Raw genomic sequence first — 18,059 nt, 5'->3', positions numbered from 1 at the left:
CCTTCAGTCTTTTAATTTACGGAAAAAAATAATGTCTATTTTGAAGTGTTAATACGATTAAATGAAAATGATTTGTGTGTAAGACGTTGATATTCAGTAATATTTGTTATCTTAATACAGTTATTTTAAATAGGTATTTATGAAAACTATATTATCAATCATTTTTTTAAGCAGTACTATCTTTCTGTACGGTCAAGAAACTTTCGATCTAGATTGGGAACAAGGCGTAATGGGAGGTGATGCCAGTTTTACGATAGCCATTGGAGATGCAATTCACTGGACATGGGCGAATGGAAGTTCACATAGCGTTACGAGTTTGGAGGAAAGTAACGAAGAGTTTGACAGCGGTATTCTTACTGGTACTGGCAGTGAATTTACCTATACTTTTACTGAAGAAGGAGAAAACCCTTATCAATGTGATGTACATCCAAGTTCTATGTTTGGAACTATAACAGTAGAGGTAATTCTAGATATTGAGGAAAAATTTAAAAAAAACGTTTTAATGTATCCAAATCCTATAGAAGATGCAATCACAATTGTATCCTTACATAAGTTAGAAGCTTACGAAATTTTCGACGTATACGGAAAGCGAGTAGGTTGGGGTGAAGGAGGAGGAACTCTTACCATGTTAAATACCAGTTACCTAAATTCGGGTGTTTATTTTATTACCGTTCAATCTAAAGAATATAAGACGACGAAAAAATTGATAAAGAAATAGAATGTCTCATCTAGAAATTACGTCGAGAAGTTACTGGGTATTTTATGGCTTCCCCTTGTAAGCGACAATCACATTGTGCGATTTTAATACATCGAGATGCTCATTAATTTTAAACGTATTTTCTTTAAATTGTTTTGCTCTTTCCGCCTTAGTTTCCAGTCGGTGAGCACTTTTCACAAAACGTCGAATTTCAATTTCTGAATCTAAAATCAATCCCGGTACAGGGACACTTTCTCCATTTTCATTTTTTGAAACCATCGTAAAATAAGAAGAATTACAATGTTTTATTACTCCCGTATGAATGTTTTCTGCCTCGACTCTAATTCCGATCACCATCGAAGTACGCCCCACATAATTTACAGAAGCTTTCATTACAACCAATTCGCCGACCTCTATCGGATTTAAAAAATTAACGGTATCTACAGATGCTGTGACACAATAATTCCTGCTGTGTTTTGAAGCGCAAGCAAATGCGATCTGATCCATTAACGACAAAATATATCCTCCATGGATCTTACCACTAAAATTACTATGTGACGGCAACATCAATTCGGAAATAATAACTTGAGACTCTTCAATATGTTTATGAATAGCAGACATATTATTGTCGATTAAAGTGAGGCGAATTTTCTTCTGAAACTTCTGTAATAAAATACTTAGAATCTCCCCAAAAAAAGAAGGTGCCAAACCGTTCAACATATCTAAGTTTCACATAACCACCTTGGTATTCCTGAAGCTTTTTAATAACCTCTTCTTCTTGATCCATTACTGAAAAAGAAAAGATCTGTGCGCCGCTTATTCCTTGGCTAATTTCTCCTTCCCATGTTTTAACGATCACTCCTTTGTGACTAAATTTAATTAATTCCCCAGCCCGTGTCCCTTCACTATAGGGTACAAAATATACAAAAGCAAAATATAAGAGATACAGTGCTAATAGGCTTCCAAGAATTATAAAAAGTATTTTTTTCATAGAGTAAAGGTTGTCGTAAACGTTTTAGGCAAGGTACGAAATGCCTAAGATAATTAAATACAGTTCAAGAATCTCTTTCATATAAAATTCATAAAATTGAGTTTTTTATTCTTTATTTCTTTTCTGTTCATCTTTGTGATAATATAACAAAGCATTTCTTTTTGAAACAAGTGGTGCTTCGTTAATTATTTCGTCCCATTTCTCTCGAACATGTTGTATAAAGTCATTAATTGTGTCTGGAGATTCTTTTAGAATAATTAAATGATGTTGCACCTCTTTTTTTAATGAAGAAAGTTTTCTTGCTGCATTAAGATGTTTTTCAGATTTTTCAGAAAAATTTAAAAATGTTTGTAGGGAAGCAAGTATTGAGGCACACAGCCCTAAACATCCTAATATAATTGGATGAAAATATTCTGCATCTCCAGGATTCGAACTTTCAAGTGAAGCAATAATCCCAGTACTCACTAAAGTTGTGAATATAATGGTAGGGATGCCAATTAACATTTTATGTCTTTTTAAGCGATGCGCATCTTTATAATGTGCTCGTTGCGCTTTTTTAATACGTTTCTTCCATTTTTTTAGTAGGTCAATTTTTTCTTCCATGCTATTTAAGAATTAGTAAACTGATTAGTCCTCTTCTTGAGCTCGTTTCAATAATTTTGCATCGATATTTTTATTTGCTTTAGCTCCAAGGCGCTTAAGTTTTTCCACCCGTGTAATAAGATTACCACGTCCTGTAAGTTTTTTCATAGCGTTTTCATAACTTCCTTGCACTGTCCCAATCTGTTTTCCAACTTTTACTAATTCATCGGTTAAATTCGTAAAGCTATCGTATAAGGCTCCGGCTTGCGTAGCGATCTCAATGGCATTTTGTTGTTGCTTCTCATTAGTCCACATGCTGTCGATGGTACGTAGGGTAGCCAGGAGGGTAGAAGGGGTTACAATTACAATATTCTTTTCGAAAGCCCAATTGTATAAACTATTATCTTGATTAATTGCTACAGCAAAAGCAGGTTCAATAGGAACGAAAAGTAATACGAAGTCGGGACTTTCAATTTTGTAGATATCTTGATAGTTCTTGGCACTTAGTTGATCGATATGCTTTCTAAGAGAGCCAATATGTTCTTTTAAATACCGATTCCGTAACTCGGTATCTTCTTCGTTTACAAAACGTTCGTAAGCAACCAAAGAAACTTTACTGTCGATAATCATTTTTTTGTTATCGGGAAGGTGCAACACTACATCGGGCAGGACGCGTCGCCCTTCTTCGTTGGTAAAACTGTTTTGTACAAAATATTCCCGATCTTTTTCAAGTCCACTTTTTTCGAGTACGCGTTCTAACACCAATTCGCCCCAATTTCCCTGTATTTTACTATCTCCTTTTAAGGCTTTAGTTAAGTTGGTAGCCTCTTTGCTCATTTGCTCATTCAACTCTTTTAATCCTATGATCTGTTGTCGTAGCATGGCGTGGCGGTCGATGCTTTCTTTATGAGAATCTTCTACACGCTTTTCAAATTTGTCGATTTTATCTTGTAGTGGCTTTAAAATGCCATCGATATTTTCTTTATTTTGCTTGGTAAATTTTTCTGACTTGGTATCTAGAATTTTAGTTGCCAGATTTTCGAAAGTTTCTGTAAATTTTTCCTGCAATTTCTCTACTTCCAATTTTTGTTCACGGACCTTGACCTCTAGATTTTCCAGATCTGAATTACGCCGCGTAAGTTCTACATTTAAAAAATCTTTTTCTTTTCGTATGTTCTCACGTTCATCGATAATATTCGTGATGAGTGTATTTAGTTTTTCTTCTTGAAATCCAGCCTGTGTAAGCCGTTCTTCGAGTTTTCCAGTTTCTGTTTTATTTTTCAGTCGTGCAAAAAGGTTTCCAATAAAGGCACCAATTAACAAACAGATTGCCGCTAATAAGAGAAATAAAAATGTTTCGTTCAAAAGTTTCAGAATTAAAATGTAGTGGGAGCTTAAAGATACTAAGAAAATAAAAGTCTAAAGAAATGATTAATGATTATGTACGGACTAATTAATTTTTAATACTAAATCGTCCCGTTGTGGCGTCGAAACCAATGGTATCTTCGGGGAATAATGTGTTGAATGTACCAGATTTAATTAGTCGACAAGGCGTGTCGAAGTGAATTGCATGAGGGGTCATCACCAACATCGCATCACTTAATTGAATGGCGAGGTCAATTTCATGTGTAGAAAATAGAATGGTTTTCTGAGTTTCTTTTGCTAGTTTTTTTAGCAATTTCAAAATATAAGCGCGATGATACAAATCTAAATGTGTGGTTGGTTCATCTAAAATTATAAGAGGCGTATCTTGTGCCAATGCGCGTGCTATAGCTACTCGTTGCAGTTGTCCGTCACTAAGTTCGTAACATCTTCGGTTTGCAAGTTTTAATGTGTCGGTGGCATTCATAGCATTGGTGATCGCTGTAATATCATCATCTGTTAGTGAACCCATCCAATTGGTGTAGGGCTGGCGTCCTAAAGAAATAAATTCTTCAACGCTCATGTTTTTAGACGCAGGAGGTTCTGTTAGCACGATGCTTAATTTTGTAGCAAGTTGCAGCGGCGTAAAATCTTCGATGTAGGTTCCATCTAGTTTCATAGTACCCGACAGGGCAGGTTGCATTCCAGCAAGGGTTCTTAGTAATGTGGATTTACCAATTCCGTTGGCACCTGCGAGTCCGACAAGTGTTCCTTTTTCAATTCTGAAATTAATATGTTCAGAAATAACCGTGCTTTTTCTCTTACTTTGGTAGCCGGTAGCAAGGTGGTTAGCTTCTAAAATAATATGTTTTTCTTCTGAAGCCATTAGAATAAAAGTTTACGTTTGCGAACCAACAACCAGATCACAACTGGTGCCCCAATAAGTGATGTAATGGCGTTGATAGGAAGGGTATATTCGGTAAAGGGGAGCTGCGCTACGGTATCGCAAAGTAATAACAAAATGCCTCCGCAAAGAACTACCGCTGGAAGTAATACGAAATGATTGGAAGTTGTAAAATACTGTCTTGTAATGTGCGGCACCGCAAGACCGATAAAAGCGATGGGGCCCGCAAAAGCTGTAATTCCTCCAGCGAGTATGCTGGTTGCTAGTATGATGATAACCGTGGTACGTTTCAGATGTATGCCCAAACTTTTTGCATAATTTTCTCCGAGTAATAAACTATTTAACGATTTACTACTAAAGAGTGCGAGTAGCAAACCAATTCCGAAGCAAATTACTAAAATTAAAATCCCTTGCCACGATTGATTGCCTAAACTTCCGAAAGACCAAAAAATAAATTGTTGTAGTTTCTCAGCATTGCTGAAATAAGAAAGTACCGCCACTACAGCTCCTGTGACGCTTCCAAACATCAATCCGATAATAAGGATCGCCATGGTGTCTTTAATTCTAAAGGTTACTGCTAATACGGCAAGTAATACCAAAAAACTTCCCAATGCTGAAGCAATAACCAAACTCCATTGACTAGCGAGAAGATTTCCGAAGAATCCTCCAAAAACTCCGGCTCCTAAAATTAAAAGCGCAACGCCGAGACTGGCGCCACTGCTCAACCCCAAAACAAAAGGCCCTGCTAATGGATTGCGAAACAGGGTCTGCATAAGTAGCCCCGAAACGGCTAATCCGCCCCCTGCTATTAATGCGGTAATAGCTTTTGGTAAACGGTATTCTACAATGATAAATCGCCATGTTTCTTTAGAAGTTTCTCCTCCAAAAAGAGCAGCGAATACTTCACCAATAGGAATTTGTACAGAACCTAAACTTATATTTAAGAGAAATGTAACTGTCAATAAAAATAACAGTACAATAAAATACGTGCGGTATGTCTGTGAGGTACGAATCATTTTAATTTACTAAAAAAGTATAATTCGTAGTTGGGCAATAATTTGGGATGCAGAATTTTAATCATATCTTTTAAAACAAGATCGGGGCGATTGGGAGCTAGTTCGTAATATACTACACCTCCGGTTGCTCCTTTTTTTGTTGTAAAGCTGTAAACGTTATCGTTTTTATAAGCATCAAACTGGCGGTAAACACTATGAGCTTCTCCCAATGGTTCAAGCCCTGTAAATTGTCCAGGGCCGATCCAAAAATCGGCGGTTTTTCCTTTCTCTAACACAGACTCTAAATTCAAGGAAAGACTTCCTGTACCTTTCGACTCTTTCCATAAATAGCTTCCATTCGCATCATCTATAAATTGAGCAGCCCAGCTATCACCTTGTGGCAAATACCATACATCTTTATACATTGCACCACTAAGTACGGTTGGACGTGTTTGAGAACTTTCTGCAATTGTTTTAGCTTCGTTATAGTCTTTCTCAATGGTATTAAATAGTTCGGCTGCTTTTTCAGATTTATTAAAGAGCGCACCAAAAAACTTGATCCATTCAGCTTTTCCTAAAGGAGAGGTTTCAGTCCAGTCCGCATTGTAAAGTACCGGAATACCTGTCTTTTTTAGTATGTCGAAAGTCGTGTTTGAACCATCAACAGCAAAACCTACTACAACATCGGGAGCAAGATCGATAAGCACTTCGGTATTTAGGTTTTCGTTCATGCCTAACTCTGTGATTTTTCCTTCGGTAATTCGTTTTCGAGTTGCTTCAGAAGAAATATAATTCATGTTTGGAAATCCTACCAATGCGTTTCCTTCTTCTAGCATCTCAAGCGAAGGGATGTGCGTTGTAGAGGTAACCACAATACTGTCTATTGGTATTTCTATAACCGCATCAAAGCCTTCGCCTATAGTAACCTGTGCATCTTTTTGCACCAACGCATACCGAAAGGTTTCTTTTGCATTGGGCCAAGGAGTATTAATGGTAATGATCTTAAAATCTTTAAAGGCTTCTATTTCGAATCCTTCTGCGTAGTTAACTTCAATACGTTCTCCAGTTCCTAAAACCTGTGGAGTGATGTTGGCGGTTTCAGATTTGCATCCTAAGAACAGGACGGTACTTATAAATAGTAAATAGATTTTTTGCATGCCCAAAAATAGGGTTTCTGTTTAATTATTCCATTTTCTGCGTACAGATTAAATAAAACCTTTATTTTCGCAGCGAATTTTGGTGCGTGTTCTAAATGTTTAGAACATGCTTAAAAGGGAATTCGGTGTAAGACCGAAGCTGTTCCCGCAACTGTAAGTCGTTCGCCATTGGTGGATAATGTGTCGCTTCAAAAAACCACTTTTAATTTCCTGTATTATGAAATTAAAGGGAAGGTTCACATGCCAGACAAGCCAGGAGACCTGCCTAGATTCAACCATTGTTAAACTTTCGGGATAAAAGTTTTAATGAACGAGCCATTGTGCTTTTTCTACTTTTTCCGTTTCAAAAAAAACACATGAAACAACACTTATTATGGGCTTTATGCCTTTGCTTGGGAAGTACGCTCTTTGCGCAGGAAACCCAAAAACCGGAATCATTAGACACCGTTCTTTTAGATACCAAAACACCTATTGCTAGAAAAAATAGTGGAAAAGTCATCGCTACTATTACCGCAGAAACCTTAGAACGAAATGCTGGAAGGTCGATTGCCTCTCTTATTAATGAGGTATCGGGAATCGAAATTAACGGAAGTCGAAGTAATGAAGGACAAAACCTTGGCTATTTCGTGCGTGGAGGAAGAAACCGACAGGTTGTAATAATGGTCGATGGCGTTCAATTAAATGATCCCTCTCAGATCGCTAACGATTATGATTTACGTCTTATTCCAGCTCAAACGGTAGCTTCTATTGAAATTATAAAAGGAGCTTCTAGTGTTTTATATGGCTCAGGAGCTGCTACTGCAGTTATAAATATTACAACAAAAAAGGCATCAGCAAAGCCCATTGCCGCAACATTTACTTCCATTTATGGAACAAATCGAGCGGCTGAAGATGCTGGTGATTATAGTCTTGAAGAGTTTACAAATTTCGTGGGGATGAATGGTACGCTCAACAAGTTTTTCTATAACGCCACCTTCAGTAATCGTCATGTCGATGGGCTTTCTGCTGTTGCTGCACTTCCAGAAGAACCTGTAAACGAACCAGATGTGTTTAATAGATTTGACGGAAGAATTAACCTTGGGTATACATTTAATGAAAATGTTAAGATGAGTCAGTTCTTTTCTTTCAACAAATTTAAAACTGGGTTCGATGATTTTAGTTTTACAGATGCAGATAATATTTCTGAAACTAGACAACTTAAAACCGGAGGACATTTTGAGTGGAAATACTCTAAAGGAAGCTATGTGTTTAATGATAGTTTTACTTGGATTGAACGAAATATTGAGTCTTCTTTTCCAGCAAAATACGATAGTAAAGCCTATTCGTTAGACAATTATATTACGTACGAATTTTCAAATAGATTAACGGCTTTGCTAGGATTGAATGTAAATGTGAGTAGCTTTAATTCGTTTACGATTCCCTTTGGAAGTACCGATTTTGCACAAGATGTAAGTGAGGATACGGCTAAATTTGACATTATAGACCCTTATGTAAACTTAGTATACATTTCAGATTTTGGACTGAATGTGAACGTAGGTGCTCGTTTAAACAACCACAGTAACTATGGAAGCCATGTTGTGTATAACGTGAATCCGTCATATGGTTTTGATTTGGGAGCCAACACACTAAAACTCTTAGGATCGTATAGCACGGCGTATATCACACCGTCTTTATTTCAATTGTATGATCCGCTTTATGGAAATGAAGAATTACAACCGGAAGAAAACCGAACAATTGAAGGTGGTTTAGAATTTACTTCGGAAAATGATCTGCGAATTAGTGCAGTTTATTTTAACCGAAATGAAGAGAACTATGTTGATTTTGTGACTGTAGATCCAGAATTATTTATTTCTCAATATCAAAACATAGAAGATACTTTTGAAGCGAGTGGAGTGGAAGTGGAAGTGTCGAAACGTTTTGGAAGCAAACTGAATGTCTCAGCTAATTATACCAATACACAGGCTGATGAGCGATTTGCCTTGCGTATTCCAGAACATAAAGGAAACTTGACAGTAGCTTATAATTTTGCTGAAAATTCTTCGGTAGGGTTAAACTATCAATACAACAGCGAACGTACCGATTCATTTTTTAGTTCTGAAACATTTATGTCTGAATCAATTGCCTTGGAATCCTACGGATTGTTAGACTTTAATTTTTCAACAAAACTTACAAATGTGATTACTGTATTTGGAGCAGTTTCGAATATTCTGAATGAAGAATACGAGGAGTTGTATCGTTTTCAGACCAAAGGTAGAAATGTGCGTGCCGGAGTGACACTGGAGTTTTAGGAAATAAATTGCGTATTATATTTGAAGCAATACTTTCAATATTCAATATTCAATGTTCAACATTTAATTTTGATTTTAATCTCTAATGCTTCTTGCAAGAGGGATAGAAGCTAGCTACCGTGTAGCGCGGATAGCCCGACCGTTTTGTTACGCCGCGGCGGAATAAAAGGGGCTTGCCCAAAACAGAATTATCGTTTAAAATATCTTCTGTATAGTAAATAAAAAACCACGACGGCAGCTGTATAAGTTGCGATCGTGGTTTTTTCTTGGTTTTAATTGAATGTTTTACTTATCTGCCAGCAAAATTTGATAAAAAGGAAGCATTTCTTTTCGTTCGGAAACCACTTGCAGCTGAGTGAAGTTGCGATTAGAAGGTCTCCCTGATGGGACAATAATTTCAATGGCTTCGGCGAGAAGTGGCTCGTTTACATCTCCTAGCATTCCTAAGTTTGAAAAATCTTCTCCAAGTTCTATATCGGGAATAAGTCCGTCGATATAGTCTGTGTTTCCGTTTGCATTAGCTGTTTTAAAGATGAGGGGAAGCATGGCATAGGTATGTCCTGGATTGGCTTGTGAGCGGTTAAAATCGGGCGCAGGAGCATCGTACAGCAAACGTGATGCTTGAAATTTTCCCGTAGTATTTAAACCAATTTGAACAACATCGATGTAGGGTTCGAGTCCGTTGATTACCAATTCGCTTGCGGAAGCGGTGCGTTGTGTGGTAAGTACAAAAACACGATTTAAATTAAGGCTGTTGGTAGCAGCGCCTCCAGTGATGGTATTGTCGAACAAACCATCTTCAGCCTCATCTGCTTGTCGGTCTTCATTCCATTGTTCTGAATAAAACACTTGATTATTAAATTGCCCAGTAATCATGCTTGCCAAGTCGGTGGCAGTTTCTACAGAACCACCTCCATTGTATCGGAGGTCTAGGACTAATTCGGTTACTCCATTGGCAGCGAACTCGCCAAAAGCTGCATTGAGATCGGAAACAAAGCTTCGTGTAAACGCATTGTACATGAGATAGCCTATTTTTTCATTCTCTATGGTAAGAGTTTTTGAAAGTAACACTGGATTTTCGGTGTATTGTACTTTGGTAAGTGTTACTTCTTCGTTGGTTTCGGTAATTGTTTGTCCGTTAAAGGTTGCAAGGCTTAATGTATACGTGTCTGGTGCTAGTAATTCGTTGAAGTTGTTTTCGGTTAATTGAACTCCATTTACTTTATTAAAAATGTCGCCCCGTTGTAGGTTCATTTCGGAGGCAGAAGTATTGGGTAGTACATAGCGTACGTATCCAAAAACATTACCACTATTATCTGGGTAAAATACAAGTCCGAATTCCATCCCATTGTTTAAGGTAATTCCGCTGAGTGAATTCTCTAGGATTACGTAGTCGTCTATTAAGATGCTGAATCGATCTTGAGGTGATTTTAAATAAGAGAATAAGGATTCTGGTGTTTCGAACCCTTGTAGAAATTCATTTTTTGCTTGGTCATTTATAAATGCATCATTTGCAAGTTCTGGGGTATCGGCTTTATATAGATAGTAGTAATTTAAACCGCGGTAGATAAAATCTTGTATGTCGATCGTATCTGCGAATTGAATGTTGTCGTCTAGATCTTCGAAGCATGAGCTTAATAAAGTACTAAGAGCGATAAGGGATAAAAGTAAATTCTTTTTCATAAATCGATAGCTTTGTTTTCTAAACGCCTAAAATACTAATACTATTGTTATGGTAAAAATGATTTGCTTAGTATTGACCTAAACAGTTTATAAATTATAATGTAACAAAAAAGTGTGTGGTTCGTCGTAAATATAAGAAGGGGTAAATTCCATCTTTTTTACCAACTAAAAAGCAGGCTGTACCCGCGGATATATTAATGAAACAGCAAGAGTTTATAAATACTGTGCTCCCTTTTAAAGATAAGTTATTTCGACTTGCTAGAAGGATTCTTGTATCGACCGATGAAGCTGAGGACGCAGTTCAAGAAGTGTATTTAAGATTATGGAAAGGAAAAAAGAAGATTGAGACGTATAAGAACACGGAAGCTTTTGCCATGACCATGACAAAGAATTATTGTTTGGACCGATTAAAGTCGAAGCAGGCGTCAAATTTGAAGATTGTTCATTCAAATTATCAGACTTCAGAAAATCTCGAGAGGAGAATAGAAGCGAACGATGGTGTGGCATTGGTTTTTAAAATCATGGATACCCTTCCCGAACAACAAAAGTTAGTATTGCAATTGCGGGATGTAGAACAATTTGAGTTCAGTGAAATTGCAGCAATGTTAGAAAGTAATGAAACAGCTGTACGAGTGGCCTTGTCGAGAGCCCGAAAGACAGTTAGGGAAGCATTAATAAAAAAACACAATTATGGAATTAGCTAAAATAGAAGCGCTTTTAGATTCTTATTTTGAAGGAACCACAACGTTAGATCAAGAAGCGATGCTACGGAGTTATTTTGAGAAAGAACCTATTGCTCCCCATTTAGAGCATTACAAACCTCTTTTTAACGGACTGCAAGATGCTCAAAAAGAAAATTTAACCCGTAAGATTGTTTTTCCTAAAGCAACTACCTCTATACGAAAGTGGTGGTATGGAATTGCGGCAGGGTTAGTAATTGCAATTGGAATAGCAGGTTTTCAATTTTCGAAATCGGGTCTTTCTACGGAAGAAAAAGAAGCATTGGCGGCTTTTGAAAAAAGTAAAAAAGCATTGTTACTTCTTTCTGAAAACTTTAATGAAGGAGCAGAAGACCTCGCTATGCTACAACAGTTTACAAAAACTAAAAATCAAATTTTAAAATAAATTAAACACTTAAATAAACAATAAATGAAAAAAATAGCTTTAATACTCGTATGCGTAATAGCACCTTTATTTGCAACAGCACAAAATGCGTTCGATTCTTTTGAAAATGAAAAAGATGTTAGTTCGGTTGTTGTAACCAAGAACATGTTTAAACTTCTTAGCAAAATGGATTTAGACTCTAAGGATCCGGAAGCCAAAGAATATTTAGAATTAGTTAATAAATTAGATAATATAAAGATTTATAGCACTAGTAATCCTACGGTTTCTACAAAAATGGAGTCTTCTGTAGCCAAGTATGTGTCTAGTTCTAATGGACTTGCAGAATTAATGCGAGTGAAAGATGATGGTAAGAACATTAAATTCTATTCTAAAGAGGGACGTAATGAGAATTTTGTAAGCGAGTTGCTTATGCACCTTAACGGAACTATAGATGGCAAACCTATGACCGTAATTATGAGTATTACGGGGGATATTGACTTAAAGAAAATCTCTAAACTCACACAAGACCTTAAAATACCGGGAAGTGAAGAGTTGAAAAATATTGATAAAAAACAATAATATGACACTTATAAAATATTTTGTAGGAATTTCTTTAGCGATACTTTCATTATGGAGTTGTTCTAATGAAAAATCACTACAGCGATATCTTGTGGAAAAACAAGATGATCCTGCATTCATGAAAGTAGATCTTGCAACCAGTTTGCTGAAAGGAGATACCAACTTAATTTCGGAAGAACAAAAAGAGCTTTTTTCATCTATAAAGAAAATTAATGTAGTTGCCTATCCAATAAAAGATGGAAATACTTTAGTCTATGAAGCTGAAAAGAAAGAATTGGATAAAATTCTTACCAATGAAAAATATCAATTGCTTTCTAAGGTTAAGGCTGATAAAATAAATCTAAGTTTTCAATATGTAGGAGAAGAGACTTCGATAGATGAGGTTATAATTGTAGCGAATGATTCTGAGAAAGGATTCGCTATTTTTAGATTATTGGGTGAAAATATGCACCCAGATGATATGATGCAGTTATATCGTGCGATAAGTAATGGCGATATAGATCTTTCTAGTTTGTCTGGAATGGAATCCATTTTTAAGAATAATCTTTAATAACTTGATTATTAAAACTATAAAAGACTTCTGTTAAGGAGTCTTTTTTGTTTTCCATTGGCGTCCTGTTTTTAGAAGGCTTTCCGCTTTGTTTTGGGGTTACGTTTACGGTATATTTGTGTGAATGGTTTTTATAATTCCTCAATTAATTAGACCATTCTATGCGGTCAGAGACCCTTTCGTAGCAAGGATAGACTGTTAAAAAATAAAGGCTTCCCTAGGGAAGCCTTTATTACTTTATATTCTTTATACGGAATATTATTATTTAATAAATAATGTTTTTATATAGAAGCTTTATCTTCTATTAAAAACACGAACTTTGTGATCTATAGTTATATCTTCTTTGGTAGTTAATTTTACCACATAAATTCCATCACTTAATGTCGCAGTAGGGAAAGAGTATCTTCTACTATTTCCTACATTTACTTCATTAATAACAAGTTTACCGCTCATATCATATACTGCAGCTCTTTTAATTTCGTACCCTTCAGGGTTGCTAACATCTAAGACAGATAAATTATTATCTTGGAATACAGTAATATCGTTAAATACTCTACCTTGAGCTTCTGCTGTTTCTGCTAACATAATAGAATCATCTTGAAACGTAATAAAGAATCTTCCTGCGTGTTCTCCTTCGGCAAGTACTATGTCTGCATCATTCCCGTTGGTTATATCGTAGTATGTGTTTTCGAAACTATCATAAAAATAAGCCTTGTCAGTTGGCATATTGATACTTTCAACTACTTTAAATGAAACTACAGTTTGTTGTGTAAGATTGAAGATAAGTGGAATTTGTTTAGAAATTTCAAAATCGACACCTTGAATTACACAAAGTTTTTTTCCGTTATCGGTAGAAACAGGGAAGTAGACGTCACCTGGAGCATCTAAAGGGTGCGCGGCATCCATACCTCTATCGAAACCATCTGTAGCTCCTTCAGGAAAAGCTAATACCATATCTCGAGCATGACTATTATCAAATTTAGTAAAGAAACGAAGCATTGGTATTCTTAAGGATTCTGGGTCGATGGGATCAGAATCATCGCTTTCGGGTGATTCCGTGTGTATAGTTTGTTCTGAATTATTATTTTGAGCATTATTCGTCATAAAATCTTGGTCTGCATGCTCTGGACGTAAAAGAACCGAGTAAAGTCCTTCTTTGATGTAACGGCGATGAGTATTTTTAAAAACAATTTGATCGTCTGTTCCTGAATTTCCACCTACAATTACAAACCCTTGTCCTATTGGAGCTATACGTCTTTCAACGTCGGCTCCAAGTTCACCAGTAGTTGAATCAACCGTACCATCATTGTTAAAACTTGTAAAAACTGGTCGAGTATAAAGACCTTCTACATATCCAGCTTGTCCTGGAATACCATTAAAGTCGGGACTACCAGGAACCCAAGTTCCATATCCACCTTCTACGTGTACATAAAAATGTGAATTAGTATCTCGATCTTCATCCCAATAATAAAATTGTTCAATTTCTGCATTATCAGAATCGTAAAAAACTCGGTTTAGGTCTAGAGCAGAGGGATAAGGGTTTCCTGTTAATATTTCTTTACTATCTTCTACAGGAACAGAAATGTCACCGTTATTAGGTCGTCCCCGATAATCGTATGTTTGATTGTGATTTGAAGTACCAACCCCTTTCATCGTAAATCCACGACCTGTAGGTACTACATATGCCATATTAAAAGGAACATAGCCACTATCTGTATCGTATGTATATAGCCATCGATTTGAAATTCTCATTGGAGATTGTTGTCCATTAAGTGAAGAAGTAAGACCATTCATATTAGATTCAGTAACAGAAACTACATCATATACTAATCCCATTCCAAAATCTTGATTGCCTGTGGTAGCTGATTGAGCTCTTCCAGTAGGTGAGGACCAAAAAGTGTAATCCCAAGCATCACCGTACGATTCTTGATAAACAGATAACATTCCATCACCAGAATTAGAACCGTTAGAGGTACCTTGGATTAATTGAGATTCGTTTCTTAGATAAATACTAGCTTCTGTTGCGCTCGAATTATCATTTTTTTCAAGATTTATATCCTGTTCAACAAAAAGGATTTGATCTTGTACATACACATACGAATCTGTATTCGTACTTGGATTAGGCCTCACAAACAATTGTGCAAAAGTTGCAGCAGATGTTAAGAGCATTGTCAAACTTAGTAGTAGGTTTTTCATACTTTTGTTTTTTAGAAATTGCTTACTTGGGGGTAAATTTGTTTCAAAAATTAAGCGATAAATTTATTAAAAATAATACAAATTTAAGCATCTTACAATTTATAAATTTGTTATTTAATTAACATTATAAAAACGCAACATACTCTTAATTAACCACAAATGTAAGTAAAATCTTTCAATTATGAACATAGGGGATAAAATTTCTGTAGTAGATGATGCCATCGATGGGGTTGTAACTGCTATAAACGCTGATATTATAACTGTTTTAACGCAAGATGACTTCGAAATTAATTTTCATAAAGATGAATTAATTGTTATAGAAACACCTCTTTCTAAGTTAGAATTGATCCCTGATAATGTGCAAGATATACTTTCAGAAAACGAAGAGAAAACACCTAAAAAAAGCAAAAGGGTAAAGCCAAAAGAACGAACACTTCCCCCTATGGAAGTGGACCTACATATTCATCAATTAATGCCATACACAAAAGGGTTGAGCAATTATGAAATGTTGAATATACAATTAGACACTGCCAAACGTCAGCTTGACTTTGCTATTCAGAAAAAAATTCAGCGCGTTGTTTTTATTCATGGGGTGGGTGAGGGGGTACTTCGAGCAGAATTAGAATTTCTTTTTAGAAGGTATGAAAACCTGCAATATAACGATGCAAATTTTCAAAAATACGGAAGAGGCGCAACCGAAGTATATATTTTTCAGAATAAAAATCCTTAATCCACTGTAAAGATAGGGGTAAATGTAACGGTATCATCCACTACATTATCTATAGTTCCCATATTAATGGTTTCTTGAGTAATTGTTTCAGAGGCATTGGTAAGAACCAGATCTGAAAGTAATAGTTGGATATCACTATTTCTATCGAAAGAGTGTTGAATGTAAGCTTCGCTATCAAAAGAATTGGTTACATCACTATTTAGGTAATTTGGCACATTGTCGTTATTAGTATCATCTCGAGGATCTAACCCTTCATCATCACTATCCTCATTTCGGGTAGGTACACCATCATTATCATCGTCGCTATCAAGATAATTGGGAATACCATCGTCGTCAAAATCGTTAGGGGTGGTAAGTGGGTTATTGTCTTCATCTTCGTTAAGATCGAGCGCTAGTTCAACTGCTGTTGGAATGTTGTCACCATCATCATCACTATCGTAATAATTTGGTATTCCATCACCGTCTAAATCGCCCATTCCTTCTTCCATAATGTCAACACTATTTTCTACCGTTGGAACTCCATCGTTATCGTCTAAAAGTAACGTTGTGGTTAACACAGCAGTACCAGAATCACCAGCGTAATTTAATGTAACTGTAGGGGTAATAGGAGGGGTGCTCTGACAAAAATAAGATGAAGTTACAGGGCCGTCATATTTACGATAAGATACAAAATTGGAATTTCCATCTAGTATAAATGTAAGGGTGTCTTGCTTTATAAACATACTATCTACAGCTTCTATTTGTAGAGAAATACTTTCTTGAGCGTCATTGTTAATTTTGTAAAAAACATATGTCTCTGGTCCTCCGCATAGTGCTAAATTAGCATCACCAAAATTAAATGAAGTTACAATAATATCTCCGTCATCACAGCTTTGAAATAACAAGGAAAGTAGTACGATGGCAATAAATCTAAACATGCGTTGTAATCTTATTTCTGAATTTATACAAAGTAACACAATTCTTAACAACTGAACTATTGCAAATTTATTATAATGTGTACTTTTGCATCGTTAAAAATTGCATAATGTGCATCTTTTTTACGGACAATAACTAACAAAAAGTTCCTCATGAAAAAAGTATATTTTGATAGTGCTGCTACTACGGAATTAAGAAGCGAAGTAATCCATTGTATTTCTGAAGTTTTAAGAACTGAATATGGAAATCCTTCTTCTACACATTCTTACGGGAGATCAGCTAAATCTTTACTTGAAAATGCAAGAAAAGAAATTGCAGCTTATTTGAAGGTGTCGGCGGCAGAAATAATCTTTACTTCGGGAGGAACTGAAGCAGATAATTTAATTTTAAACAGTTGCGTTTGCGACCTTGGAGTGACGCGAATTATCACAAGTAAAATTGAACATCACGCAATTCTTTATACTGTAGATAACCTTATAAAGAAATATAATATTTCTGCAGATTATGTAAAATTAGACGAAAAAGGTCAGGTAGACTACGACCATCTTGAATCGATGCTTGCGGCTAGTGAGGAAAAAACATTGGTAAGTCTTATGCATGTAAATAATGAAATAGGAAACTTACTAGACCTTGAACGTGTTGCCAAGCTTTGTAAGAAATACAATGCGCTTTTTCATAGTGATACTGTTCAGTCTGTGGGACATTACGAATTAGATTTCTCTGAAATTCCTATCGATTTTGCTGCAGTTGCTGCGCATAAGTTCCACGGTCCAAAAGGTGCAGGATTTGCTTTTGTACGTAAAAATTCAGGGATCAAGTCGTTAATTTGTGGAGGGGAACAGGAAAGAGGTTTGCGTGCAGGTACCGAAGCGGTGTATGCAATCGCCGGCATGGCAGAAGCGCTTAAATTATCGTATCAGAATTTGGAGAAAGAACGCAAATATATTCTTGATCTTAAAAATTATTTTAAAGAGCAACTTAGAACCCATATCCCTGGCGTTACCTTTAATGGAAAATGCGAAGATGATACCCAAAGTACCTACACACTACTTAATGTATGTCTTCCTGTTACTCCCGAAAAAGCACTTATGTTATTGTTTCAAATGGATCTTAATGGCATTGCTTGCTCGCGTGGAAGTGCATGTCAAAGCGGAAGCTCTAAAGGGTCTCATGTGTTAAACGCAATTCTTTCCGAAGAAGACCTTCAAAAACCGTCCCTTCGATTCTCTTTTTCAAGTTTTAATAAAAAGGAAGAAATCGATTATGTAATTGAAGTACTTAAAAAGTTTATTGCAGAATAAAGCTTTCGTTCAATTTTTGCTACTG

At 36.1% G+C, this 18,059-nt stretch carries 18 protein-coding genes and 1 riboswitch; of the genes, 8 read left to right on the top strand and 10 right to left on the bottom strand.

Annotation, left to right across the window (positions count from 1 at the left end):
- The first annotated feature begins 139 nt into the window (after positions 1 to 139).
- Complete coding sequence (locus tag ULVI_RS11980; RefSeq protein WP_068593019.1) at positions 140 to 718, top strand: T9SS type A sorting domain-containing protein; 579 nt, start codon at positions 140 to 142, stop codon at positions 716 to 718.
- Between the two features lie 42 nt (positions 719 to 760).
- Here the strand turns inward: ULVI_RS11980 and ULVI_RS11975 are convergent, their stop codons facing one another.
- The 7 genes from ULVI_RS11975 to ULVI_RS11945 form a co-directional block, all read right to left on the bottom strand.
- A complete protein-coding gene (locus ULVI_RS11975; protein WP_068593018.1) occupies positions 761 to 1,318 on the bottom strand; it encodes an acyl-CoA thioesterase in 558 nt (185 codons plus the stop codon).
- A 1-nt stretch (position 1,319) separates the two neighbouring features.
- Entirely contained in the window at positions 1,320 to 1,688 is a 369-nt protein-coding gene (locus ULVI_RS11970; RefSeq protein ID WP_068593017.1) for a 6-phosphogluconate dehydrogenase, read from the bottom strand.
- Positions 1,689 to 1,793: 105 nt separating this feature from the next.
- On the bottom strand, positions 1,794 to 2,291 hold the full coding sequence (locus ULVI_RS11965; protein ID WP_068593016.1) for an SLATT domain-containing protein: 498 nt from the start codon (positions 2,289 to 2,291) through the stop codon (positions 1,794 to 1,796).
- A gap of 24 nt (positions 2,292 to 2,315) precedes the next feature.
- Positions 2,316 to 3,635, bottom strand: coding sequence for a DNA recombination protein RmuC (locus ULVI_RS11960; protein ID WP_068593015.1), 1,320 nt, complete (start codon positions 3,633 to 3,635; stop codon positions 2,316 to 2,318).
- Between the two features lie 88 nt (positions 3,636 to 3,723).
- Complete coding sequence (locus tag ULVI_RS11955) at positions 3,724 to 4,518, bottom strand: ABC transporter ATP-binding protein (RefSeq protein WP_068593014.1); 795 nt, start codon at positions 4,516 to 4,518, stop codon at positions 3,724 to 3,726.
- Positions 4,518 to 5,549, bottom strand: a complete 1,032-nt coding sequence (locus ULVI_RS11950) for an iron ABC transporter permease (protein ID WP_082830869.1) — start codon at positions 5,547 to 5,549, stop codon at positions 4,518 to 4,520. The genes ULVI_RS11955 and ULVI_RS11950 overlap by 1 nt, the downstream gene beginning before the upstream one ends.
- On the bottom strand, positions 5,549 to 6,688 hold the full coding sequence (locus tag ULVI_RS11945; RefSeq protein WP_068593012.1) for an ABC transporter substrate-binding protein: 1,140 nt from the start codon (positions 6,686 to 6,688) through the stop codon (positions 5,549 to 5,551). The genes ULVI_RS11950 and ULVI_RS11945 overlap by 1 nt, the downstream gene beginning before the upstream one ends.
- 63 nt (positions 6,689 to 6,751) lie before the next feature.
- A riboswitch (cobalamin riboswitch) is annotated at positions 6,752 to 6,971 on the top strand.
- A 73-nt stretch (positions 6,972 to 7,044) separates the two neighbouring features.
- Between ULVI_RS11945 and ULVI_RS11940 the strand changes: the two genes are divergently transcribed.
- Complete coding sequence (locus ULVI_RS11940) at positions 7,045 to 8,976, top strand: TonB-dependent receptor plug domain-containing protein (RefSeq protein ID WP_068593011.1); 1,932 nt, start codon at positions 7,045 to 7,047, stop codon at positions 8,974 to 8,976.
- 285 nt (positions 8,977 to 9,261) lie between these two features.
- Here ULVI_RS11940 and ULVI_RS11935 read toward each other — a convergent pair whose 3' ends face one another.
- A complete protein-coding gene (locus ULVI_RS11935) occupies positions 9,262 to 10,659 on the bottom strand; it encodes a S41 family peptidase (protein ID WP_068593010.1) in 1,398 nt (465 codons plus the stop codon).
- Positions 10,660 to 10,856: 197 nt separating this feature from the next.
- On the opposite strand from ULVI_RS11935, the gene ULVI_RS11930 reads away from it, so the two are divergent.
- The 4 genes from ULVI_RS11930 to ULVI_RS11915 are packed head-to-tail and all read left to right on the top strand — an operon-like array spanning position 10,857 to position 12,892.
- Positions 10,857 to 11,363, top strand: a complete 507-nt coding sequence (locus ULVI_RS11930) for an RNA polymerase sigma factor (RefSeq protein WP_068593009.1) — start codon at positions 10,857 to 10,859, stop codon at positions 11,361 to 11,363.
- On the top strand, positions 11,350 to 11,784 hold the full coding sequence (locus ULVI_RS11925; protein WP_068593008.1) for a hypothetical protein: 435 nt from the start codon (positions 11,350 to 11,352) through the stop codon (positions 11,782 to 11,784). The genes ULVI_RS11930 and ULVI_RS11925 overlap by 14 nt, the downstream gene beginning before the upstream one ends.
- A gap of 24 nt (positions 11,785 to 11,808) precedes the next feature.
- The gene (locus tag ULVI_RS11920; protein ID WP_068593007.1) at positions 11,809 to 12,342 is read left to right on the top strand and encodes a DUF4252 domain-containing protein; all 534 of its coding nucleotides are present in this window, start codon (positions 11,809 to 11,811) and stop codon (positions 12,340 to 12,342) included.
- Position 12,343: 1 nt separating this feature from the next.
- Entirely contained in the window at positions 12,344 to 12,892 is a 549-nt protein-coding gene (locus tag ULVI_RS11915; protein WP_068593006.1) for a DUF4252 domain-containing protein, read from the top strand.
- A gap of 294 nt (positions 12,893 to 13,186) precedes the next feature.
- Here ULVI_RS11915 and ULVI_RS11910 read toward each other — a convergent pair whose 3' ends face one another.
- A complete protein-coding gene (locus ULVI_RS11910) occupies positions 13,187 to 15,088 on the bottom strand; it encodes a T9SS type A sorting domain-containing protein (protein WP_082830859.1) in 1,902 nt (633 codons plus the stop codon).
- 181 nt (positions 15,089 to 15,269) lie between these two features.
- On the opposite strand from ULVI_RS11910, the gene ULVI_RS11905 reads away from it, so the two are divergent.
- Positions 15,270 to 15,818: a Smr/MutS family protein gene (locus ULVI_RS11905; RefSeq protein WP_068593004.1), complete on the top strand. Its 549-nt coding sequence runs from the start codon at positions 15,270 to 15,272 to the stop codon at positions 15,816 to 15,818.
- On the opposite strand, the gene ULVI_RS11900 is transcribed toward ULVI_RS11905, so the two are convergent.
- A complete protein-coding gene (locus tag ULVI_RS11900) occupies positions 15,815 to 16,735 on the bottom strand; it encodes a hypothetical protein (protein WP_068593003.1) in 921 nt (306 codons plus the stop codon). The two genes, ULVI_RS11905 and ULVI_RS11900, sit on opposite strands and share 4 nt — an antisense overlap.
- Before the next feature lie 150 nt (positions 16,736 to 16,885).
- On the opposite strand from ULVI_RS11900, the gene ULVI_RS11895 reads away from it, so the two are divergent.
- Entirely contained in the window at positions 16,886 to 18,034 is a 1,149-nt protein-coding gene (locus ULVI_RS11895; RefSeq protein ID WP_068593002.1) for a cysteine desulfurase family protein, read from the top strand.
- Positions 18,035 to 18,059 lie beyond the last annotated feature (25 nt).

This window comes from Cochleicola gelatinilyticus, from assembly GCF_001637325.1.
Taxonomy (GTDB): domain Bacteria; phylum Bacteroidota; class Bacteroidia; order Flavobacteriales; family Flavobacteriaceae; genus Cochleicola; species Cochleicola gelatinilyticus.
The sequence above is the reverse complement of the archived record's forward strand: the minus strand, read 5'-3'. Positions and strand labels throughout refer to the sequence as shown.